The organism is Streptomyces pluripotens, assembly GCF_000802245.2.
Taxonomy (GTDB): Bacteria; Actinomycetota; Actinomycetes; order Streptomycetales; family Streptomycetaceae; genus Streptomyces; species Streptomyces pluripotens.
Genome location: NZ_CP021080.1, coordinates 1,094,907 through 1,115,376 on the forward strand (window position 1 = coordinate 1,094,907; position 20,470 = coordinate 1,115,376).

Genomic DNA, 20,470 nt, shown 5'->3' on the forward strand with positions numbered 1-20,470 from the left:
GGAGACCGGAGTGCGCTGCGGTGGGGTGTTCCCGCCGGCCCGTCAGGCCGACCGGCGTGCTCGGGTCACCGCACCATGATGCGCCGGGAGAGCACGAAGGTCACCGGGATGGCGGCGGCGGAGGCGGCGAGTGGGGCAAGGCGGCTCCCCGCGTGCAGGACGTCCACGATCACGTACACACCGGTGGTGGTGACCAGGAAGTTGGTGACGTTCGTCAGCGGGAACAGCAGGAATTTCCGCCAGGTCGGCCGTGTCCGGTAGGTGAAGCGGGCGTTGAGGAAAAAGGATCCGACCATACTGAGCAGGAATGCCAGGGCATGCGCGCCCAGGTAGGGCAGCCAGTCGAGGAAAAGTAGATAAAGACCGTAGTAGGTGGCCGTGTTGACGGCGCCGACCACGACGAAGGTCAAGATCTGTCTCGAGATCAAGGGATGAGGTCCTTCGTCCGCTCCACATTGGTCGCCTTCACCAGGAAGTGCGGACGGCCCTTCACCTCGTAGTAGATGCGGCCGGTGTACTCCCCGATGACTCCCAGCATGACCATCTGCACTCCGGCGAGGGCGGTCACCGCGGTGATGATCGTCACGTAGCCGGGGGTCTCGACACCGTTGACGAGAGCGGCGCCCACGATCCAGGCGGTGTAGAGACCCGCGCACAGCAGCAGTCCGGTACCGAGCCAGAGCGCGGCGCGCAGCGGGCGGTTGTTGAACGACAACAGGCCGTCGAGGCCGTAGTTGAGCAGCCCGCGCAGGTTCCAGGAGCTGCGGCCGGCCTCACGGGCCGCGTTCTCGTACTGGAGGGTCGCACTCGGGAATCCCACCCAGGCGAACAGGCCCTTCGAGAAGCGGTTGTACTCGGTGAGGGTGAGCACGGCGTCGACGACACGGCGCGACAACAACCGGAAGTCGCCTACGCCGTCGATGAGTTCGACATCGACCAAGCGGTTGACGAGCCGGTAGTACAGGCGCGCGGTGAGCGTACGGGTCAGGCGGTCACCGGTGCGGGTCCGCCTGGCGACGACCTGGTCGTGGCCCTGCTCGCACAGCTCCACCATGCGCTTGATCAGGGCCGGCGGATGCTGCAGGTCGGCGTCCATGACGACCACCGATTCACCCGAGGCGTGCCTCAGCCCCGCGAGCAGGGCCGCCTCCTTGCCGAAGTTGCGGCTGAAGGAGACGTACCGCAGGCGCGAGTCGCGTTCGGCCAGGCTTTCGAGCACGGCGAGAGTACGGTCACGGCTGCCGTCGTCCACGTACACGAACTCCATGTCGTGGCCGAGCGGCAGCAGCTCCTCCGCGACCCGCTGGATCTCCTCATGGAAGCGTTCCACGACGTCTTCCTCGTTGTAGCAGGGCGCGACGATCGATATCAGCATGGTGGTGGCCCCCAGGGCGCGGTCAGTGGGCGGTGGGCGCGCGCTCACGCGGTGGCGTGGTCGTGGGCTGCGCCGGAGCACGTCGGCGCCGGAGCGCGGCAAAGACGGCGAGCAGCACGAGGGCGCCGGACGAGGCGACCCCGACGATCCCCCCCAACCGCAGGCCGGGTGGGTGGAAGGTGCAGGTCAGGCTGATCGGGGTACCGGTGAGCGGGACGGCGATCAGACCGTGGTAGTCCCCTGCCGGGCGGGCGCGGCCATTGTCCGTGGCGCAGCGCCAACCCGCGATGCGGGGGGCAGCGACGACCGCGATGCCCCGGCTGCCGGCCGGCAGCCGGGCCCGTACCGTGCCGTCGGAGACAGTCACGTCGGTGGCGCCGGTGGCCTTCAGACGGGCGGCGACCGTGCGCAACCGCCCGGTGTGCAGACAGCCGACGGCGCCGGCCGGAATGCGCCCGGGGCGGTCTGGAACCAGCTGGATGCGCAGCCGCCCGGAGGCCGGGGCCCGGCCGAGGGGTTCCATGGCGGCGCGGTTGCGCGGGTATGCGGACCGGAACCGGGCGGCGGGGGCACCAGTGCCGGCGAGCCGCGCGGTTCCGGAGTAGTACGGGGCCCACAGGTGCACCTGGGTCCCGGCCGGGCAGTGGGCGGTGAGCACCGGTCGTGCCGCCGCGGTCCCCGGGCCGACCCGACCGGCTCCAGCAGGGTTACCGGTGTCGTCGAGCACGGTGACCCGGGGCACGGTGTAGACCCGGCTGCCCAGCAGCAGTTCCTGGTTGCGGTACGGCGACGGGCCGAAGGCCCCGCTGCCGGGCCGGGCCCGGACCGTGACCAGTGGGGGCACGTCCCGTCTGGTGACGGTCACCGGCCCGCCGTGCTGTGGCAGCCACTTCTGGTGCGGGTCAGGCGGCGAGTGCACCCGGGCTCCGACGGAGAAGACCACGTCCGTGACGGCGTTGTCCAGGCTCTGCAGATTCCGGCCACGCGAGGTCCAGCCGCCACCGAGGGCGGTGAGGGTGCGGCTGAGAACGTCCGACGTCAAGCTGCTGTAGTACTGGGCACCCTGGCCACCCACCAGCATCGGGTCGTTGCCGACGGTTTGTTCCCGGCCTGGTTCGGTGCGGTACGCGGGCCAGCCGTCGGCCCCGGCGATCGCCCTCGCCTGCCGCTCCTGCCGCTGCCCCCAGGGCGCGTAGTCGTCCAGGTGCCGCAGGCGCATCCGCGTGGCCGCGGCGGAGGTGGCGGCGGTCTCCCCGAACTGTGCGCCGAGCAGGAGTACGGCGGCCAACCCGACCAGCCCCGCGCGCCGACCGGCCCGTCCCAGCAGGACGAGACCGCCCAGGGCTCCCGCGACGGCGAACAGCAGCACGGGCCAGGTGTACGGCCGCACCAGCTCGCTGCGGCTCGCGAGAGCGGCGGTCAGGGCGAGCAGAGTGGTCCCGGCGGCGAGGGCGAGTCGGTCGGGTGGACCGTACGCCAGGGCGTGCCAGGCGGCGACCACCAGCAGCCCGCACAGGACGAACGCCTGCCGGTAAGGGCTGCCCTGCGGAGTGGCGAAGGCGTGCCAGACCAGGTGAGTCGGGGCCCACTGCAGCGACAGGGTCACCACCAGCACCAGCGTGGTCCACCCCACGCGGATCGGGACCGGGACCGCCCGGTGGAAGGGCAGGGTGAGGGCGAGCAGCAGGGCTGCAGTGCCGACGTACAGGGCCGGGGAGCCGAAGCCGTAGGTCGCGGGCAGCAGGCGGGCCGCCACGTCCGCGACCGGTACCGGGGTGAACTGCCGTACCCGGCCCGGGTAGGCGTGTCTGGTGCCGAAGTAGATCACCGTCAGGAGCGGGGCGGTCAGACCCACCCCGAGTACGACGGTGAGTACCGCTCGGCCGGCCGCGGCGAACGCCTGCCCCCGCGAGAGGCGGGCGAGCAGCAGACGCAGCAGCAGGACCAGACCTGCGCCGAGGGTGGCCATGTAGGCGGTGTAGAAGTTGGCGGTCCAGGTGAGGGCGACGACCAGGACGCCGAGGAGCCGCCGACGTCCGGCGAGCGTCCATTCCCCGACCAGGCACAGCAGGGGCAGGGCGACCAGGCCGTCCAGCCACATCGGGTTGTAGGAGGCGTCGGCGACGCTCCAGCCGCACAGGGCGTAGGAGACGCCGAGCAGGCCCGCCGCCCACCACCGGCCGGACCGCAGGGTGAGCAACAGCCAAGCCATGGCGGCCGCGGCCACGCCGGTCTTCAGGACGGTGACGACGTAGACGGCGAGGTCGATCCGGTCCCTGGGGAAGACCGCGACGAGCAGCGCGAACGGACTGCTGAGATAGGTGCCCAGATCGGGCAGGAAGCTGGAGCCGTAGCCGGATTGCCAGTTGATGAGCAGTCCGCCGTCGGCTCTGCCGTGCAGCAGGTCCCACAGGTGAGCGTGGAAGGGCACGTACTGGTTGCCCAGGTCGTTGACGCTGCGGGTGTGGGGGCCGAAGGGGAAGCTGCGCGCGAGGGCGTCGGCCGTGCAGAACACCGCGACCGTGGTGGCCGCGGCGAGCAGGGCGGCGCGGCGTACGGACGTGTGCCGCGCACCGGGCGGTGTCGTGCGGTCCATTTACCGGAAGGCCCCCAGTGAATTCGCACCATTGATTGCGCAGACTTAGACGGGGCGGGTCTCCGAATGGTTGGGCCGCTTCCGGTAATTGAGGTGAAACATTTCGAACGGCGGCCGAAAATTGTTGATTTCATGACCGCCGGGGAAACTCGGGATTTCGGGAAAGTTATTCCAGAGTGAATCAGCATGGCGAGCCACCCGTACACGGGCCGACCGGACCCGGTTGCCGCACCTGGTCGTGGAAAGCGGCGGGCACCGTGGAAGCTCGGGAACCAGCGCCCCCGGGGCGGCGCACTCCGCGAGTCTCTCGGCGCGGGTGCCGGTGAGCCGGAGAGCCGGAGCGGATGAGCGTGGCCGGAGCCGCGGGGTACGGGGACACCGGCGGGCGGGCTCCGGAGGTGTTTGCCCTGGAGCGCACTCCAGGGCCTACGGTTCCTGCCATGACCGGCGCACAGCCTCTCCCACAGCACCGGGAGGACGCCGGTCGCCGGCACGCGGCGTTTCGCGCGGAGCGGGCAGCAGTTCGAGCGGGCGCGGGACGAGCGGGCGTGGGACGAGCGGCTCGGCTCGCCGACCGGAGGGCAGTGCTCCGCGCGCACCACGCCGAGCCGGCCAATGCATCCGGGCACCGCGGCGGAACGGCGGGCGCGCGGTAGGACGGGACCAACCACTTCACACGGCCGCTGCACAAGCACAGGCCGGGAACGGACAAGCTGAATGAACGAGAACGCCACCCGTGACGAGCGGTTCGCCCGCGGCCTCGACGTGCTGAGGAGCGTCGACGGCGAGGCGGGGCAGCGGGTCATCGACTCGCTCGCCGACATCAGCCCTGAACTGGGGCACCAGATCGTCTCCTGGGGCTTCGGTGAGATCTATGCTCGGCCAGGACTCGCCCCGAGGGACCGCCAGCTGGTGACCCTGGGCATGCTGACGGCGCTCGGCGGCTGCGAGGCCCAGCTGGAGGTGCATGTCAACGCGGCACTAAACGTGGGTCTCACCCCGGAGCAGATCACGGAGGCACTGCTGCACTCAGCCGGGTACTGCGGCTTCCCCAGGGCCCTCAACGCCACCTTCGTCGCCAAGAAGGTCTTCGCCGAGCGTGGGTTGCTGCCGGTCGGACAGCGCCCCGCCGAGGAAGACCCGGGCGCCTCTGCCTGATCCTCAACAACCGGCAGCCCGATGGAACGGCGTACGTGGGGCAACGCTTGGAACGGCAGGATAGGAAAGGAGCAGCGTGCACGCGTCGACTGGGTGTGGCGGCCGAGGGGGACCGAGGCGGCACCGAGGGGCGACCAAGGGGGGACCGAGCGGGAAAGAGAAGACGATGAGCGAGTTCTGGCCCGTGGCCGACGCACTGGCCTATCTGGTCGGGCGCTGGCGGGTGGAACGGAGCATCCGGGATCTGGCCGGTGGGGAGGAGGGGCGCTTCGAAGGGGTCACCGCCTTCAGCGCTCTGGAAGACGGTGGCCTGCTGCACACCGAGTCCGGCACCTTCACCTGGCGGGGCACAGCACGTCCCGCGACCCGGACCCTGCGGTTCCTGCCCGGGCCTATGCCGGGATCGGCGGATGTGCGGTTCGCCGACGGCAGGCCCTTCCACCCGCTGGACCTGGCGTCCGGGCGGTGCACTGCCGACCACCTCTGCTCAGCCGATCTCTATCGGGGTGAGTTCACCGTCCGGGACACCGACCACTGGCGCACGGTGTGGCGGGTCGGCGGACCAGCCAAGAACCTGCTGCTCAGCACCGACTACGAGCGCGACACGGGCAGTCGTACCCGCACGGCCGGCTCCGGTCACCACTCGACCGGCTCCCCGCGCGAGCGCTGAACGGACACCGTGTCCACACAGAAGTTCCAGCGGCCCGAACAACCGCTCACCGTGGTCGACGACAGCGGGCGCACGTCGATGTTCCAGTAGCTCGCAGGCGGCGCCTTCAGGGCGTAGACCAGCGCCGCACGGATCACGGCGGGCTCGGCGACCGCCACAATCCGACCGCCATCGCCCACCGGCCGGGTCTCGAGCCAGCTGCCGACCCGGGAGATGAAGGCCAGCAGGGACTCGCCGCCGTGCGGCATGGCGCGCGGGTCGGCGAGCCATGCGTCCACCGCATCCGGCTCTCGGGCCATCGCCTCGCCGAGCGTCAGCCCGCGCCAGCGGCCCATGTCGCAGTCCCGCAACGCCGGCTGGACCAGCGGGGCGTATCCCAGGGCGTCGCCGGTGGCCCGGCTGCGCGGGGTCGGAGAGCAGTAGCGCAGCTCCGCCGCCGCCAGCGGCAGCAGGTCCCCGGCGACACGCCGCACCTCGTCCCAGCCCGCCTGGTCCAGCGGTCGGTTGTCTTCGAAGCGCTCCGCCAGCAGCGGGGAACTGCGCGCGGCGGAGACGAACGTCACCGTCAGTGGCATGCGGTGATGGTGAGCCGCCGGTGGCAGCAGGTCAAGGGGTCGCACGGGGGAGTCACCCCGGGTGCACGACTGCTCACCCCGGGCGTTCCCGGGCGTGGGGTCCCCACGCCCGCCAGCGACGAAGACTGCCAGCGCCGCGGCCGTGCCCACCCTCGCGATCGGCCAGCGTGGCGGTGCCCTCACGGCCACCGACGACCAGCCGTTCGGTTCGCCGCCCTGCTGGTGTGCGCGGCCGGCTGCGCCGAGGGTGGACGGCTGTGTCGGGCTGGCAGGGCATCGGCTGGGCGCTGGTGCCGTGTTCTGCTGCTCAGGGCATCGACCGCCGCGGCGGCACTGGCGTACGAGCCGTGCGCTTCATCGCGCACGGGTTCTCCGGTCTGCTGTGGAGGCGCTGGGCGTGTGGCCCCCGGCCTGCGCGCCTGGTACCGGGGCACGGCGCTCACCGCAGTCCCGCGGGCCAGCCAGTTGCAGTTGGCTCAGCCGCTGCTCACACTGGTGTGGTCGGCGTTGCTGCTGGGCGAGCACTTCACGGCGGCCGCTCCCTGGACCGCCGTCGCCGTACTCGTGTGCACCGCCGTCACCCAGCGGTCGCGATCGTGAGGAGGGCCTGCAGATGCGCGCATCCAAGGGCGACCTGCTTGTCCAGCACGGCAGGGTGGTCGGCCAACACGACCAGGTCTCGGAAGTCGTCGAAGTGATGGGCGCCGAGGGCAATCCGCCCTACCGGGTCCGTTTCCTGGACGGGCACGAGGCCGTGATGTCCCCGGGCCCTGACTGCGAGGTCCGGCACCCGGACAAGCAGACGCAGAGGTAGCACGAACGAGACGGAGCGGGGCAGCCGGATCGACGAGGTGGCCTCGCCGGGTCATCGCCTTGGTCGCCGATCACCCGTAGTGGTCGGCGACCACCCGTGCCATCGCCCCGATCGGATCCGCCGCCACATCCCCGGCGGCGAAGAACACGTGCCCGCGCACCTGCGGGTAGTGGGCGGCCAGGGCGAGGTGCCTGGACAGTTCGGCCGGGTCCTGCCAGGCCGTGCTCTGACCGGCGGCGCCCGTCTTGTACAGGGCCTCGCCGATGTACAGGTCCGTCTTGGTGCCTTCGGCGACGCCCGCCCACCAGGCGACCAGCTTGGCGTAGTCGGCGGCGGCGAACCCGATGTTCCAGTACAGCTGCGGGACGACGTAGTCGATCCAGTGGTGGCGGACCCACTTGCGGGTGTCCGCATGCAGGTCGTCGTACGTTTGGACACGGGCATGGGTGTCGGAGCCACGCGAGTCGGTTGAGGCGTTGCGCCACACTCCGAAGGGGCTGATCCCGAACCGGGTGCCGGGCCGGATCCGCTTGATGCCGACGGCCATCTCCTTCACCAGCCGGTCGGTGTTGTCCCGGCGCCACGCGGACCGGCTGGTGAACGCGCCCCCGTAGCGGTCGTAGGCGGCGGTGTCGTCAAAGGTCTGCCCGGCGACCGGATAGGGGTAGAAGTAGTCGTCGAAGTGCACGGCGTCGACCGGGTACCTGGCGACCGCGTCGAGCATCGCCTGCCGGACGAAGGCACGGACCTCGGGCAGGCCCGGGTTGTAGTAGAGCCTGCCTCCGTAGGGCACCACCCAGTCGGGGTGGGTGCGGGCCGGATGCGAGGCGGCCAGCAGGGTCACGTCCGTGTGGTTGGCGATCCGATACGGGTTGAACCAGGCATGCAGTTCCAGACCTCGGGCATGGGCTTCCTGGACCGCGGTACCGAGCGGATCCCAGCCGGGATCCCTGCCCTGGGTGCCGGTGAGGTACTCGGACCATGGCTCGTACGGTGACGGCCACAGGGCATCCGCGGTGGGCCGCACCTGGAAGATCACCGTGTTGAGCCGGTCACGGACCGCCCGGTCGAGGTGGCCGATCAGTTCCCTGTGCTGGGCGGCGGCCGTGAGCCCGGGCCGCGAGGGCCAGTCCCGGTTGGCGACGGTCGCCAACCACACGCCCCGCATCCCGGCGGTCCCGCGCCGCGGGCGACCGGCGGTCGCCGCCCTCGGCACCGAGCATCCGCCGAGCCCCTCCGCGCTCCGGGCCACCCCCTGGCTCCGGGCCGCCGCGCCCTGGGCGGTGACCGGCACCGACAGTGCCGCCAGCGCGAACGCCCGCCGTGACATGCGTCCCATCCACACCCCTGTACGCTGCGGATCCACTTGATCACGGATCGTTCGCGCTCTAGCATGCCCCCACCCCGCCGATCGATCATCGATACTTGACGGTAACGTGCACGTTCGGAGCAGACACCGAAACCCGGAGGTCTGCCAGCGAGCCGGAAAACCAGCGAAGGGGTCGATGTGACGGGCATCCCAGGGGGAGACATTGCGCGCGTCGGGGTCGTGGGCTGCGGCCAGATGGGCGCGGGCATCGCCGAGGTGTGCGCCCGCGCGGGACTGGACGTGAAGGTCGCCGAGACCACCGGCGAGGCCCTGGAGATCGGCCGCACCCGGCTGTTCAGCTCCCTGGCCAAGGCCGCCGAACGCGGCAAGATCACGGAGGTGGAACGGGACGCCACGCAGGCGCGCCTCGGTTTCACCACCGATCTCGGCGAGTTCGCCGACCGTGACCTCGTGATCGAGGCCGTCGTGGAGAACGAGCAGGTGAAGACGGAGATCTTCCAGGTACTGGACCAGGTGGTCACCCGCCCGGACGCCATCTTGGCCTCCAACACTTCCTCGATCCCGCTGGTGAAGCTGGCGGTCGCGACCTCCCGGCCGGACCATGTGGTCGGAATCCACTTCTTCAACCCGGCCCCGGTGCAGAATCTGGTCGAGCTGATTCCGGCGCTCACCACCTCCGAGGGGACCCTCAGCCGGGCCCAGCTCTTCGCCGAGAAGGTACTCGGCAAGCACGCCATCCGCGCCCAGGACCGCTCCGGGTTCGTGGTCAATGCGCTGCTCGTGCCCTACCTGCTGTCGGCGATCCGGATGTTCGAGTCGGGCATCGCCAGCCGCGAGGACATCGACAACGGCATGGAGATGGGCTGCGCCCACCCCATGGGCCCGCTGAAGCTGTCCGACCTCATCGGCCTGGACACCATCGTCTCCATCGCCAACTCCATGTACGCCGAGTACAAGGAGCCGCTGTACGCCGCTCCCCCGCTGCTCCAGCGCATGGTCGAGGCGGGTCGGCTGGGCCGGAAGACCGGCTCGGGGTTCTACGCCTACGGCTGATCACAGACCGCTACGGCCACGGGCCCGGCACCGGACTTCGGTGCCGGGCCCGTCTGTTTCACACACCGTGTGCGCGCCGGACACGCATATGCCCGTCGCACACGCTCCCCACGCGCCCACCAGGCGAGTTGACTCTTCATGCGCATGCAAGGGATGCGGAACCATCCATTTCCCCTACCGAAAGGAGCGGACCCGTGACCGCCGATCCGGAGCATCCCGTGGTCCAAGGAGAACTCGCAGAGTTACGGCGCCGCCTCGACGTGACCTACGCCCGCGTCGAGGGAGGGCTGGCTCTGCTCAGCCACCGTACCGAGGAGACCTCGAAGGAGCTGGAGGAGCTGAACACCCGCATGTTCTCACTCGAACACGCCCGCTGGCCGCTGCCCTCGCTCGCCGTACTCACCACGCTGGGCGCGCTCGTCGTGACGATCTGGCAGGCCCTGGCGGTCCACTAGGGTCACGCCAGGCAGTGGTGGTGGACCGTCAGGGAGCGGCGTCCGGTGCGAGCTCTGGGGCCCAGCCGGAGGCTGGAGGAGCGCCGGCCGGAAGCCCGCGGACTGGACGTACGGGGTTCCGGACGGTGCGGCGAGCGTGCGCACCGGGCGTCGTGACGGGGCGAACGGGCCTGGTACGGCGCTATCCGTCCGCGTGCCTGAGGTGGTGCAACAGGAGTAACGCGGCCACCATGTTGGCGGCCGGGACCTCCCCACGGGTGATCAGGTCGGGGACGACCTTCAGGGGGACCCACTCCCGGCGGTCGGACTCGAAGTCGTCCACGGGATCTCCGACGTACTCGCCCTGCTCGGACCAGTAGATGTGGTGCCGGGCGTCGGTGAGGCCGTTGGACGGCTCCACGGTCATCAGGTGATGCAGGGGCCCCGGCCGCCAGCCGGTCTCCTCCTCCAGTTCCCTGGCTGCCGCGCCGGCGATGTCCTCGCCGTCCTCCACGACTCCCGCGGCCAGTTCCCATCCCCAGCTGTCGGTGATGAAGCGGTGCCGCCAGAGCAGGAGCACCTCGTTCGCGTCGTTGACGACCGTGGCCACGGCCACGGGCCGCATCCTGATCAGGAAGTGGTCGAGGTGCCGGCCGTTCGGCAGCTCGACGTCTGCGAGATTGACGCTGAACCAGCGGTTTTCATACACAGTTTGTTCGTTTCGCTTCGCCCATTGCACGGTTCTGCCACCTTCCGCCGAGTAGGTGGCAATATCGCAGCAGGGACCGTGCCACTGCAGTGGCCCTAAATCGGCACGCGTAGTGCTCCGTCGATGAGTTCAGCAGCCTCGGCGGTTCCGGCCGAACCGCAACTCACCAGGTGTTCGCGTACCGCACGGAGTCTGTCGCGCAGCCTCTGGGACTCCATCCCCCGTACCTGCTCGGCCATCTGCACAGCGGTGGCGACCGCGCTGTCGGCATCGCCCCGGCGGAGTTCGATGGTGCTCAGCATGGCAAGCCGGTGCACCCGGCCCCGGTCGTGCGCCGGATTGTCCACCGCGGCAGCGGCGTGCTCCCGGGCAGCGGCGAGTTCCCCGAGACTGAGCAGTGCCTCGGCCACCTGCACGTTGACCAGACCGGGCTGGACGTAGCCGGTCTCATCGGGCTCATGTCCGCGCCGGATGCGTTCGGCGGCCGTCTCCGCGCGCCGGATGCAGGACAGAGCGCTACCGGCGTCTCCGAGGTGTGCGTAGGCCTTGGCCTGCATCGCGTACAGGTCCGAGGCGAGGGCCGGGGTGATGTGCCTGCCGGCGGAGCGCAGCGCGGCCTCGGCAAAGGCCACGGCCTGCCGGTACTCCTGGGTGAACAGCGCTTGGTTGACCAGAAGTGCTATGACATACGCGCCAAGCCCCCGGTCGCCGCTGGCCTTTGCCAGTCTGAGCGCCTGGTGGAAGTAGCGCTGGGCGAGCCCGTGGGCGTCGGAGTCGTAGGCGCAGATGCCCGCGATCGCCACCAACCCGCCAGTCGCCCGGTGTAGTTGGCGGCCGGTGGCATCGGTGTAGCTGCCGCGCAGTAGCGGCGCCGCCTCGGTGTTGAGGAAGCCGACGATCCGGGTGCGCGTGGCGATGCCGCCGGCCTTCCTGTACATCTGCTCGTAGTGCGTGCGAGCGGCGCGCAGCATCGCGAGGTCGGCCACGGTGACCCGGTGCCGGCCGCCGCGTGAGACATCGACGTCCTCGGGTGGGTTCTCCCACTCCCACACGGGCATGACGGCCGGGGTGCCGGTGACGGCCGGGGCGCCGAGCACATGGGGGCGCTGCTGTTCGTCGGAGCGCCACAGCGCGGTGGCCCGCTCCACGAAGCCCGACAACGTACCGGCGTGCGGAAGGCTGGGCTCGCCGGGCACTCCGAGGCCGATGTCATCGAGTGTCACAGGGCGGTGCAGGCGTGCGGCAAGCACCTCACAGATCAGGTCGGGCACCTGGCCGCGGGGCCGCTGGCCCTTCAACCATCGTGCCACGGCGGTGTGTTCGTAGCGGAGTACAAGACCCCGACACCGACCCGCCTGATTGACGTGGGCGGCGAGGCCGGCGTGCGAGATCCCCGCCTCGTCCAGGATGGCGTCGAGCAAAGTGTTGGGCTGCATGAAATGCCCCCCGAGTGGCCTGGTGTAGTCAGCGTAGTGGTTTCGCAAGCACACGGGGTGTGAACCGAGTGCGCGCATCCGAGCCGTGTGCGCGCTGTCGCAGGGTGTGCCGATTTCGGTTGACTGAGGTGCCTCGCAAGAGGCCGGCCAAGCCGCCGGCTCCCCCTCGAACAGCGGTGGCTTGGCCGGGCGGGGCCCAGGTGCCGTCAACGACGGGTGGTCGGCTGCGGACGAGTCATGGCCGGCCGCAGCCGCGCACCGGGGCCGCTCAGGTCGCTGTCCCACGCCCCCGGCTTCATTCCCCGCTCGTTGCGGAGAACCAGGAGCGCGACGTCATCGGTGGGTCTGCCGTCGGTGTGGCCGAGGAGCGCGGTGAAGACCGTACGCAACACTGCTTGGGGGGTGACGGTGTGATTTCGGACGACGTCCGCCAGCGCCCCCGGCAGGGAGAAGAAGCGGCCCCTGGCGTCCCTGGCGTCCTCCGCACCGTCCGTGAACAGGACCAGCGACTCGCCCACCAGAAGGTGGCCGCGGGCGTGGGCCTCCAGCTTCGCGGGCAACGCGAACGGGCCCAGGGGCGGCAACGGATCGGTGCGGGTCAGAGGCTCGACGGTACTGCCACTCAGCAGATACGGCCACGGATGGCCGCAGTTGAGGACGCGCAGTTCGCCGTTCTCGCCGATTTCCAGGAGCAGGACGGTGACGAAGTCCTCGACGACCGGGTGGCCGGGGTCCGGTCCACCGTGCGAGGGATGTTCGGTACGGGCCTGTTCGCGCAGGTGCCGGGCCAGGGCGCGGTCCATTCTGCGCAGGACTCGGTCGAGTTCAGGCTCGTCGTGGGCCGCCTCGCGGAAGCTGCCGAGGAGGGCGGCGACGGTTCCGAGCGCGGCCAGACCGTGGCCTCGCACGTCGCCCATGACGACCCGGACCCCGTATTCGGTGGCGATTGCCTCGTACAGATCACCGCCGACGCACGCGCCCCGGTCCGCGGACAACTGGGCGGCAGCGACGTTCAGCCCTTCGAGGCGCGGGGGAAGCGGACGCAGGACGACGCTCTGCGCAGCCCGCGCCACCCGGCGCACCTGCCGGAGTTCCCGCAGCAGGGCACGGCGGACGTGGAAGACGAGGGCTGCGCCGACGGCGAAGAACACGGCGCTGGTGACAATGCGCCCGCCGAGCCCGCCTTGCCGGGCTAGCGGACATCCGTACTTGTAGGCGACTGCCGCAGCTCCCCAGGCGAAGGGCAGTACGGCTCCCCGCACGGTGGGAGCCCGTGCCTTGATGCGGATCATGCCGATGGTCCCCCATGTGGGCCCTGACAGAGCAGACGGACCGGCCCCGAAAGGCCGGTCCGATTCTGTCGACGACATGGCCCGAAGGGATCAGATCGCCTGCCATTGCCACCCGAACGAGTGAGGTCACCCCGGTCAACCTGCATTTATGCAGCCGCTTACGACGTATGAACGGTGTTCAGGAGTGGGCCACGCGGTGGGTGCGGACCGCTCGCGTCCCCCTGGCCTCCTGACGCAGGATGACGGCGCGGCCGGCCACGGGATACCCGTGGCCGGCCGCGCGCGGTACCCGGAAGGCGATCAGCCCCGGAGTACGGCCCCGGTCCGCTCCCCCGCAAGCGCGACGGCCGCGTCCCGAGCAGCCGAGGCCTCGTCCACGGTCAGCGTCCGGTCCTCGGCCCGGAACCGCAGCGCATAGGCGAGCGACTTGCTGCCCTCGCCCAGCTGCTCGGCGTTCTCGTACACGTCGAACAGCCGGATGGACTCAAGGAGTTCGCCCGCGCCCTCGCGCAGCGCGGCCTCCACCTCGGCATGCGGAACGAACTTGTCCACGACCAGGGCGACATCCTGTGTGGCCACCGGGAACGTCGAGATGCGCGGGCTCTTCACCGGTCCGGCGCTCGCCTCCTCCAGCATGTCCAGGTTCAGCTCCATCGCGCAGGTGCGCGCGGGCAGACCCAGCGCCTTCAGGACCCGGGGGTGCAGCTCACCGGCGTATCCGACGACCTGCTCGGTGCCGTCCACCACGACCGCCAGCTCGGCACAGCGCCCGGGGTGCCACGGCCCGTACTGGCCCTTTTGGACGAGCAGCTCGGTTCCGGTCTCCCGGGCGGCGATGCGCGCGGCCTCGACGGCGTCGGCCCAATCGGCCGGGCGGCCCTTGCCCCACCATCCGGCCTGCTCGCGGGCGCCCGTGAGCACGACGGCGGCGTGCCGGGGCTGGACGGGCAGTGCCTCGGTGAGGGAGCCGACCTCTTCGTCGGTCGGTCGCCGGTCGACCGGCAGCCGGACGGCCGCCTTCAGCTCCGCCCGGGGGTGGAAGACCAGGCCCGTCTCGAACAGGGCGAGGTCGTGCGACCCCCGCCCGTCGTTGCGCCGCAGGGCACCGAGCAGGCCTGGCAGCAGCGTCGTACGGAGCGCGGGTTCCTCGTCGGAGAGCGGGTTGACGAGCCTCACGACCCTGCGCTTGGGGTCGTCGGACGCCAAGCCCAGCTGGTCGAAGACCTGCTCGCCGATGAAGGGGTAGTTCAGTGCCTCGACGTACCCGGCACCGGCGAGCGCGCGGCCGACGCGGCGGTGCAGCCGCTGCCGGTGGGTCTGGCCACGGCCCGCGGGGGGCTTGGGCAGCGTGGAGGGCAGGTTCTCGTAACCCTCCAACCGGATGACCTCTTCGGCCAGGTCGTTCGGGTCGGTGAGGTCGGGGCGCCAGGACGGGACGGTGACGATCAGCTCGTCCTGCCCGTAGACATCACAGCCGATCTCCTGGAGGCGGCGAACGACGGTCTCGCGACCGTAGTCCATGCCCGCGACCTTGTCGGGGTGGTTCGCCGGGATGGTGACGGTGCGCGGCGCGGTGGGCGCGACGACCTCGGTGACACCTGCTTCGGCGGTACCGCCCGCAAGGAGCACGAGCAGGTCAACGGTCCGCTGGGCGGCCGCGGCGGCGGCCTGCGGGTCGACGCCGCGCTCGAAGCGACGGGCCGCCTCGGAGGACAGCTTGTGCCGGCGGGCGGAGCGCGCAATGGAGATCGCATCGAAGTGTGCGGCCTCGACCACGACCTCGGTGCTCGTGCCGTCGGCCTCATCGATCTCCGTGTTGGCGCCGCCCATGACACCGGCGAGGCCGATGGGGCCCCGGTCGTCGGTGATGACCAGGTCCTCGGCATCGAGGGTGCGGGTCACACCGTCGAGGGTGGTGAGCTTCTCGCCCGCCTCGGCGCGACGCACGCCGATGGTGCCCTGCACCCGGCTCCGGTCGTACGCGTGCAGGGGCTGGCCCAGCTCCAGCATCACGTAGTTGGTGACGTCGACCGCGAGGGAGATCGGGCGCATGCCGGCCTTCTGCAGGCGGCGCTGCAGCCAGATCGGGGAACGCGACTCCGGGTCGAGACCCGTGACCGTGCGCGCGGTGAAGCGGTCGCAGCCGAGCGGGTCAGAGACCTGAACCGGGTAGCCGTAGGCGTTCGGCGCGGGCACGTCCAGCAGGGCCGGGTCGCGCAGCGGGAGGCCGTAGGCGATGGCGGTCTCGCGGGCGACGCCCCGCAGGGAGAGGCAGTAGCCGCGGTCGGGTGTGACGGCGATGTCCAGGACCTCGTCGACCAGCTCCAGCAGCTCGATCGCGTCGGTGCCGGCCTCGTGCTCCGGCGGCAGCACGATGATGCCGTGCGTGCCGTCGTCGCCCATGCCCAGCTCGTCGGTCGAGCAGATCATGCCGTGGGAGACCTTGCCGTAGGTCTTGCGCGCGGAGATCGCGAAGCCGCCGGGCAGGACGGCGCCGGGGAGGACCACGACGACCTTGTCGCCGACGGAGAAGTTGCGGGCGCCGCAGACGATCTCCTGGGGTTCACCGGTGCCGTTGGCGTGGCCGACGTCGACGGTGCAGAAGCGGATCGGCTTCTTGAAGCCCTCCAGCTCCTCAATGGTCAGCACCTGGCCGACGACGAGCGGCCCCTTGAGGTCGGCGCCGAGCTGCTCGACCGTCTCGACCTCAAGGCCGACCGAGATCAGCTTCTCCTGGACGTCGCGGCCGGTCTCCGTCGCCGGCAGGTCGACGTACTCCCGCAGCCAAGAAAGCGGGACCCGCATCAGATCTCCATCCCGAACGGCCGGGTGAACCGGACGTCACCCTCGACCATGTCTCGCATGTCTTCGACGTTGTGGCGGAACATCAGCATCCGCTCGATACCGAACCCGAAGGCGAAGCCGCTGTACTTCTCGGGATCGACACCGCAGGCCGTGAGGACCCGCGGGTTGACCATGCCGCAGCCGCCCAGCTCGATCCAGCCCTCGCTGGAGCACGTGCGGCAGGGCCGGTCGGGGTTGCCGACCGACTCGCCCTTGCACACATAGCAGAGCATGTCCATCTCGGCGCTCGGCTCGGTGAAGGGGAAGTAGTTCGGGCGCAGCCGGGTCTTCATCTCCGGCCCGAACAGCGACTGGACCATGTGGTCCATGGTGCCCTTGAGGTCGGCCATGGTCAGGCCCTCGTCCACGGCCAGCAGCTCGATCTGGTGGAAGACCGGGGTGTGGGTCGCATCCAGTTCGTCGGTGCGGTACACACGGCCGGGACAGACGATGTACACCGGCAGCTCGCGCTCCAACAGGGTGCGTGCCTGCACCGGCGAGGTGTGGGTGCGCAGGATGACACCGGAGTCGCCGTTCTCACCCTTGGGGCCGTCGACGAAGAAGGTGTCCTGCATCTGCCGGGCCGGATGGTCCGGGGTGAAGTTCAGGGCGTCGAAGTTGAACCACTCCGCCTCGACCTCGGGCCCCTCGGCGACCTCGTAGCCCATGGACACGAAGACGTCCGCGACCCGCTCCATCATGGTGGTCAGCGGGTGCCGGGCACCGGCCGGGACGCGGTCGTACGGCAGCGTGACGTCCACCGACTCCTCGACCAGGACGCGGGCGTCGCGCTCTGCCTCCAGCTCGGTCTGACGGGCGGCGAGGGCCTTGTTCACGCCGCCGCGGGCCATACCGACCCGCTTGCCGGCCTCGGCCTTGGCATGCGGGGGCAGGGCGCCGATCTCGCGGTTGGCGAGAGCCAACGGGGAGCCGGGGCCGGTGTGGGCCACCTTGGCCTCGTGGAGCGCGTCGAGGGAGTCCGCGGCTGCGAAGGCGGCGAGCGCCTCGTCCCGCATGCGCTCGATCTCTTCAGGTTTCAACGCCTCGACCTCGACAGGGTCGTACGACTTATTGGGTGCCGACATCTCTTCCCGTGCTTCCGATTGGCTGGCGGATGGTCCCCGTCACCGACTCCGAGACTCACTGAGTCCTGCCCGGGCCATGTGAAGGACACAAAGGTGCCAAAGGCCGAGTCTAACGGGGCGGAGGTGTATGAAGAGCCCGCGGGCCGCTAGGCGAGATACGCCGGCGCCCCCACGGGCAGCGTAAAGCGGAACTCGGCGCCGCCGCCGGGGGCGCGGCCGACCGTGATGGTGCCGCCGTGAGCCTCGACGATGCCCTTGACGATGTACAGCCCGAGGCCCGTTCCACCACGCTTGCTGCCCCGCCAGAAGCGGGTGAAGACGCGGTTCATGGACTCCTCCGGGATGCCGGGCCCTTCGTCGCTCACCGTGACCGACGTCCCGGTTTCCTCGCCTTCGCGCGGGGACGCCGAGGGCGCGATGTCCATCGTGACGGTTCCCTCGCCGTGCCGCACCGCATTTTCGATGAGGTTGCTGAGGACCTGGTCGACCTTGTCGGGGTCGGCCCACAGCGCGGGCAAGGGCTGTTCGATGCGGAGCAGGAAGCGGTCGGCGGGCTGCCCGGAGGCGACGTAGGCCTGGATGTGCCGGGAGACGGCGGCGCCGATGTCGACGGGTTGGCGGCGCAGTTCCAGCCGCCCGGAGTCGATCCGGGAAATGTCGAGCAGCTCAGCGATGAGGCGGGTGACCCGGTCGGCGTCGGCGTCGACGGTCTCCAGCATGAGCCGCTTCTGGTCGTCGGTGAAGCGCGCCCATTTGGCAAGGAGCGTGGCGGTGAAGCCCTTCACCGAGGTCAGCGGAGAGCGCAGCTCGTGGGCGACGGTGGCGATCAGCTCCGCGTGGCTGCGCTCGGTGCGGCGGCGGGCCTCGGTGTCCCTCAGCGAGACGACCACGCGCCGCACGGGGCCCAGGGGCTCGTCGCGGACGTACCGGGCGGACACCAGCACCTCCCGGCCGCCGGGCAGCAGCAGGTTGCGTTCCGGCTGCCGTACCCGGGTGGCGAGGCCGCCGTAAGGGTCGGTGAACTGCCACCAGCGTCGCCCTTCCAGGTCCTCTAAGGGCAGCACCTTCTCCAAGAGGCGGCCGAGAGCGTCGGCAGCCGGTACGGCGGTGATGCGGGTGGCAGCGGCGTTGAAGCAGATGACACGACCGTGTTCGTCGGCGACGACGAGACCGTCGGGCAACTGATCGGGATCGATGCCGCAGCGGGTTGCCTCGTCGGCGCCAGGCCGGGGCGCGGGTGTGCGCCACGCGTCCCGTCCCTCCGGCGCGGTGCTCGTGCCGGCCACACTCATCCCCGTAGCCCACCTCTCAAACAGCGCAGGGCCCCGAGTTGGCCACCCTACTAGCTCTGGGTGACGGAGCGGCACCCTCCGGAGGCGCGCTGTGCACGGGCCGATGCGTAGAGACATACGGCGGCGGCCGTGGCGAGGTTCAGGCTCTCGGCCTTTCCATGGATCGGAACGCGTACGACGGCGTCGGCGAGGACCCGGGTCTCCTCTGGCAGCCCCCAGGCCTCGTTGCCGAACACCCAGGCGGTCGGCCCGCCCATGGCTCCTTTATCCAGTTCCTCGTCCAGGTCACGGTCACCGGCCCCGTCGGCGGCGAGAATCCGCACACCCGCGTCCTGCAGCCCGGCCACGGCCCGCCTGACGGGCACGCCGACGGCGACGGGCAGGTGGAACAGCGAACCGACGGAGGCCCGTACGGCCTTGGGGTTGTACAGGTCGACGGACGCATCGGTGAGGATCACGGCATCAGCACCGGCGGCGTCGGCGCAGCGCAGCACGGTTCCGGCGTTGCCCGGGTCGCGCACATGAGCGAGAACGGCCACCAACCGGGGTCGGGCGGCGAGGACGTCCTCGAACGGGGTGTCCAGGAACCGGCAGACGCCGACCAGCCCCTGCGGCGTGACGGTGGTGGAGATGTCGGCGATCACGTCCTCGGAGGCCAGGTGCACCCGGGCACCGGCGCTACGGGCCGCCCCGATGATGTCGGCGTAACGGTCCGCGGCTTCGACCGTGGCGAACAGTTCGACGAGTGTGGAGGTCGCGTCGACGCGGTGCCCGGCCGCTTCCCTGACGGCCTGCGGCCCCTCCGCGAGGAACAAGCGGTCCTTGCCCCGGGAGTTCCGCTTGGCGAGCCGCCGGGCGGCACTCACACGGGCGGACCGGGGGGAAATGAGCTCGGGAGTGGCTGACGGCATCCTCTTCACCTTCGAAAACCTCTTGTCCGCCGGAGCGGTGGTCGAGCACCACGGTGGGGTGGTCGGTGCCGCACCCACCCCACCGCACGGCAAAACGACGGACCCGCGGGCAGCAGCCCACGGGTCCGTACAGTCACGTCGGCCTAAGGCCTGCGCAGCGTCACGCGGCCTTCGGCGCGTTGACGTCCGACGGCAGCGCCTTCTGCGCAACCTCGACGAGCGCGGCGAAGGCGTTCGCGTCGTTCACGGCCAGCTCGGCCAGGATCTTGCGGTCGACCTCGATGTTCGCGGCCTTCAGACCCTGGATGAAGCGGTTGTAGGTGATGCCGTTGGCGCGGGCGGCGGCGTTGATGCGCTGGATCCACAGCTGGCGGAAGTCGCCCTTGCGCTTCTTGCGGTCGTTGTAGTTGTAGACCAGCGAGTGGGTGACCTGCTCCTTGGCCTTGCGGTACAGGCGCGAACGCTGACCGCGGTAGCCGGAAGCCTGCTCGAGGATCGCCCGGCGCTTCTTGTGGGCGTTGACTGCCCGCTTGACGCGTGCCACTTGTTAACTCCTTGTAGCGGGGTCGTGGGGGTACTCACACGACCCGGAAACGACTTGGGTCCCGGTCCTGACGTACGACGCTCGGCAGATGGTGAGCGTCGGGTACATCACTTGCCGAGAAGCTTCTTGATCTTCGCGGCGTCGCCCGGGGCCATCTCGGCGTTGCCGGTGAGGCGACGCGTCACACGGGACGACTTGTGCTCAAGCAGGTGGCGCTTGCCGGCGCGCTCGCGGAGCACCTTGCCGGAGCCGGTGACCTTGAAGCGCTTGCTGGCACCGCTGTGCGACTTGTTCTTCGGCATAGCGCCGTTCTCTCCTCGTCGGTGGCGCTCCGGTGCCCGGTCGCGAAACC

The 20,470-nt window shown here is 70.4% G+C and carries 19 protein-coding genes and 1 pseudogene; 6 read left to right on the forward strand and 14 right to left on the reverse strand.

Annotated features, from left to right (window positions below; genetic code table 11):
- Positions 1 to 65: 65 nt before the first annotated feature.
- From LK06_RS04720 to LK06_RS04730, 3 genes are read right to left on the reverse strand one after another with little or no spacing between them, the layout of a single operon-like run.
- Positions 66 to 428, reverse strand: a complete 363-nt coding sequence (locus tag LK06_RS04720; RefSeq protein WP_039648816.1) for a GtrA family protein — start codon at positions 426 to 428, stop codon at positions 66 to 68.
- Positions 425 to 1,375: a glycosyltransferase family 2 protein gene (locus LK06_RS04725; RefSeq protein WP_039649118.1), complete on the reverse strand. Its 951-nt coding sequence runs from the start codon at positions 1,373 to 1,375 to the stop codon at positions 425 to 427. Before LK06_RS04725 ends, LK06_RS04720 begins: the two co-directional genes overlap by 4 nt.
- A gap of 22 nt (positions 1,376 to 1,397) precedes the next feature.
- Positions 1,398 to 3,971 carry a YfhO family protein gene (locus LK06_RS04730; RefSeq protein WP_043407268.1) on the reverse strand — a complete coding sequence of 858 codons (2,574 nt, stop codon included), beginning with the start codon at positions 3,969 to 3,971 and terminating at the stop codon, positions 1,398 to 1,400.
- Between the two features lie 717 nt (positions 3,972 to 4,688).
- Between LK06_RS04730 and LK06_RS04735 the strand changes: the two genes are divergently transcribed.
- Positions 4,689 to 5,129, forward strand: coding sequence for a carboxymuconolactone decarboxylase family protein (locus LK06_RS04735; protein ID WP_039648811.1), 441 nt, complete (start codon positions 4,689 to 4,691; stop codon positions 5,127 to 5,129).
- Between the two features lie 166 nt (positions 5,130 to 5,295).
- On the forward strand, positions 5,296 to 5,799 hold the full coding sequence (locus LK06_RS04740; protein WP_052269726.1) for a DUF6314 family protein: 504 nt from the start codon (positions 5,296 to 5,298) through the stop codon (positions 5,797 to 5,799).
- On the opposite strand, the gene LK06_RS04745 is transcribed toward LK06_RS04740, so the two are convergent.
- Positions 5,766 to 6,374, reverse strand: a complete 609-nt coding sequence (locus LK06_RS04745) for a histidine phosphatase family protein (protein WP_039648809.1) — start codon at positions 6,372 to 6,374, stop codon at positions 5,766 to 5,768. The two genes, LK06_RS04740 and LK06_RS04745, sit on opposite strands and share 34 nt — an antisense overlap.
- 127 nt (positions 6,375 to 6,501) lie before the next feature.
- On the opposite strand from LK06_RS04745, the pseudogene LK06_RS35190 reads away from it, so the two are divergent.
- Both LK06_RS35190 and LK06_RS04755 read left to right on the forward strand, forming a co-directional pair.
- Positions 6,502 to 6,974, forward strand: a pseudogene (locus LK06_RS35190) (EamA family transporter); the annotation flags it as partial.
- Positions 6,975 to 6,987: 13 nt separating this feature from the next.
- Entirely contained in the window at positions 6,988 to 7,188 is a 201-nt protein-coding gene (locus LK06_RS04755) for a DUF1918 domain-containing protein (protein WP_039648807.1), read from the forward strand.
- A 70-nt stretch (positions 7,189 to 7,258) separates the two neighbouring features.
- On the opposite strand, the gene LK06_RS04760 is transcribed toward LK06_RS04755, so the two are convergent.
- Positions 7,259 to 8,527, reverse strand: coding sequence for a glycoside hydrolase family 10-like protein (locus LK06_RS04760; protein WP_459171081.1), 1,269 nt, complete (start codon positions 8,525 to 8,527; stop codon positions 7,259 to 7,261).
- 168 nt (positions 8,528 to 8,695) lie between these two features.
- On the opposite strand from LK06_RS04760, the gene LK06_RS04765 reads away from it, so the two are divergent.
- Positions 8,696 to 9,571, forward strand: coding sequence for a 3-hydroxybutyryl-CoA dehydrogenase (locus tag LK06_RS04765; RefSeq protein WP_071659163.1), 876 nt, complete (start codon positions 8,696 to 8,698; stop codon positions 9,569 to 9,571).
- A gap of 194 nt (positions 9,572 to 9,765) precedes the next feature.
- Complete coding sequence (locus tag LK06_RS04770) at positions 9,766 to 10,026, forward strand: hypothetical protein (protein ID WP_039648800.1); 261 nt, start codon at positions 9,766 to 9,768, stop codon at positions 10,024 to 10,026.
- A 181-nt stretch (positions 10,027 to 10,207) separates the two neighbouring features.
- On the opposite strand, the gene LK06_RS04775 is transcribed toward LK06_RS04770, so the two are convergent.
- The 9 genes from LK06_RS04775 to rpmI all read right to left on the reverse strand — a co-directional run bounded on the left by LK06_RS04775 (position 10,208) and on the right by rpmI (position 20,420).
- Positions 10,208 to 10,744 (reverse strand): NUDIX hydrolase, encoded by a 537-nt coding sequence (locus LK06_RS04775; protein ID WP_071659164.1) that lies wholly within the window; start codon positions 10,742 to 10,744, stop codon positions 10,208 to 10,210.
- Between the two features lie 65 nt (positions 10,745 to 10,809).
- On the reverse strand, positions 10,810 to 12,150 hold the full coding sequence (locus LK06_RS04780; RefSeq protein WP_039648796.1) for an NsdA family TPR-like regulatory protein: 1,341 nt from the start codon (positions 12,148 to 12,150) through the stop codon (positions 10,810 to 10,812).
- Positions 12,151 to 12,356: 206 nt separating this feature from the next.
- The gene (locus LK06_RS04785; protein ID WP_039648793.1) at positions 12,357 to 13,442 is read right to left on the reverse strand and encodes a PP2C family protein-serine/threonine phosphatase; all 1,086 of its coding nucleotides are present in this window, start codon (positions 13,440 to 13,442) and stop codon (positions 12,357 to 12,359) included.
- Positions 13,443 to 13,742: 300 nt separating this feature from the next.
- Complete coding sequence (gene pheT / locus LK06_RS04790) at positions 13,743 to 16,247, reverse strand: phenylalanine--tRNA ligase subunit beta (RefSeq protein ID WP_039648791.1); 2,505 nt, start codon at positions 16,245 to 16,247, stop codon at positions 13,743 to 13,745.
- Positions 16,247 to 17,371, reverse strand: coding sequence for a phenylalanine--tRNA ligase subunit alpha (gene pheS / locus LK06_RS04795; protein WP_039648788.1), 1,125 nt, complete (start codon positions 17,369 to 17,371; stop codon positions 16,247 to 16,249). Before pheS ends, pheT begins: the two co-directional genes overlap by 1 nt.
- A 146-nt stretch (positions 17,372 to 17,517) precedes the next feature.
- Positions 17,518 to 18,663 (reverse strand): sensor histidine kinase, encoded by a 1,146-nt coding sequence (locus LK06_RS04800; RefSeq protein WP_039648786.1) that lies wholly within the window; start codon positions 18,661 to 18,663, stop codon positions 17,518 to 17,520.
- Positions 18,664 to 18,713: 50 nt separating this feature from the next.
- A complete protein-coding gene (locus LK06_RS04805) occupies positions 18,714 to 19,574 on the reverse strand; it encodes a TrmH family RNA methyltransferase (RefSeq protein WP_043407271.1) in 861 nt (286 codons plus the stop codon).
- Between the two features lie 160 nt (positions 19,575 to 19,734).
- Complete coding sequence (gene rplT / locus LK06_RS04810) at positions 19,735 to 20,118, reverse strand: 50S ribosomal protein L20 (RefSeq protein WP_016642495.1); 384 nt, start codon at positions 20,116 to 20,118, stop codon at positions 19,735 to 19,737.
- Positions 20,119 to 20,225: 107 nt separating this feature from the next.
- Positions 20,226 to 20,420: a 50S ribosomal protein L35 gene (gene rpmI, locus LK06_RS04815; RefSeq protein ID WP_004933563.1), complete on the reverse strand. Its 195-nt coding sequence runs from the start codon at positions 20,418 to 20,420 to the stop codon at positions 20,226 to 20,228.
- Between the last annotated feature and the right edge of the window lie 50 nt (positions 20,421 to 20,470).

Excerpts from the sequence above, each read along its gene's own strand:
- LK06_RS04780 (WP_039648796.1), bottom strand. The coding sequence starts at position 12,150 with ATGCAGCCCAACACTTTGCTCGACGCCATCCTGGACGAGGCGGGGATC.
- LK06_RS04740 (WP_052269726.1), top strand. The coding sequence starts at position 5,296 with ATGAGCGAGTTCTGGCCCGTGGCCGACGCACTGGCCTATCTGGTCGGG.
- LK06_RS04805 (WP_043407271.1), bottom strand. The coding sequence starts at position 19,574 with ATGCCGTCAGCCACTCCCGAGCTCATTTCCCCCCGGTCCGCCCGTGTG.
- LK06_RS04730 (WP_043407268.1), bottom strand. The coding sequence starts at position 3,971 with ATGGACCGCACGACACCGCCCGGTGCGCGGCACACGTCCGTACGCCGC.
- LK06_RS04755 (WP_039648807.1), top strand. The coding sequence starts at position 6,988 with ATGCGCGCATCCAAGGGCGACCTGCTTGTCCAGCACGGCAGGGTGGTC.
- pheS (WP_039648788.1), bottom strand. The coding sequence starts at position 17,371 with ATGTCGGCACCCAATAAGTCGTACGACCCTGTCGAGGTCGAGGCGTTG.
- LK06_RS04725 (WP_039649118.1), bottom strand. The coding sequence starts at position 1,375 with ATGCTGATATCGATCGTCGCGCCCTGCTACAACGAGGAAGACGTCGTG.
- pheT (WP_039648791.1), bottom strand. The coding sequence starts at position 16,247 with ATGCGGGTCCCGCTTTCTTGGCTGCGGGAGTACGTCGACCTGCCGGCG.
- LK06_RS04745 (WP_039648809.1), bottom strand. The coding sequence starts at position 6,374 with ATGCCACTGACGGTGACGTTCGTCTCCGCCGCGCGCAGTTCCCCGCTG.
- rpmI (WP_004933563.1), bottom strand. The coding sequence starts at position 20,420 with ATGCCGAAGAACAAGTCGCACAGCGGTGCCAGCAAGCGCTTCAAGGTC.
- LK06_RS04760 (WP_459171081.1), bottom strand. The coding sequence starts at position 8,527 with ATGGGACGCATGTCACGGCGGGCGTTCGCGCTGGCGGCACTGTCGGTG.
- LK06_RS04735 (WP_039648811.1), top strand. The coding sequence starts at position 4,689 with ATGAACGAGAACGCCACCCGTGACGAGCGGTTCGCCCGCGGCCTCGAC.
- LK06_RS04800 (WP_039648786.1), bottom strand. The coding sequence starts at position 18,663 with ATGAGTGTGGCCGGCACGAGCACCGCGCCGGAGGGACGGGACGCGTGG.
- LK06_RS04785 (WP_039648793.1), bottom strand. The coding sequence starts at position 13,442 with ATGATCCGCATCAAGGCACGGGCTCCCACCGTGCGGGGAGCCGTACTG.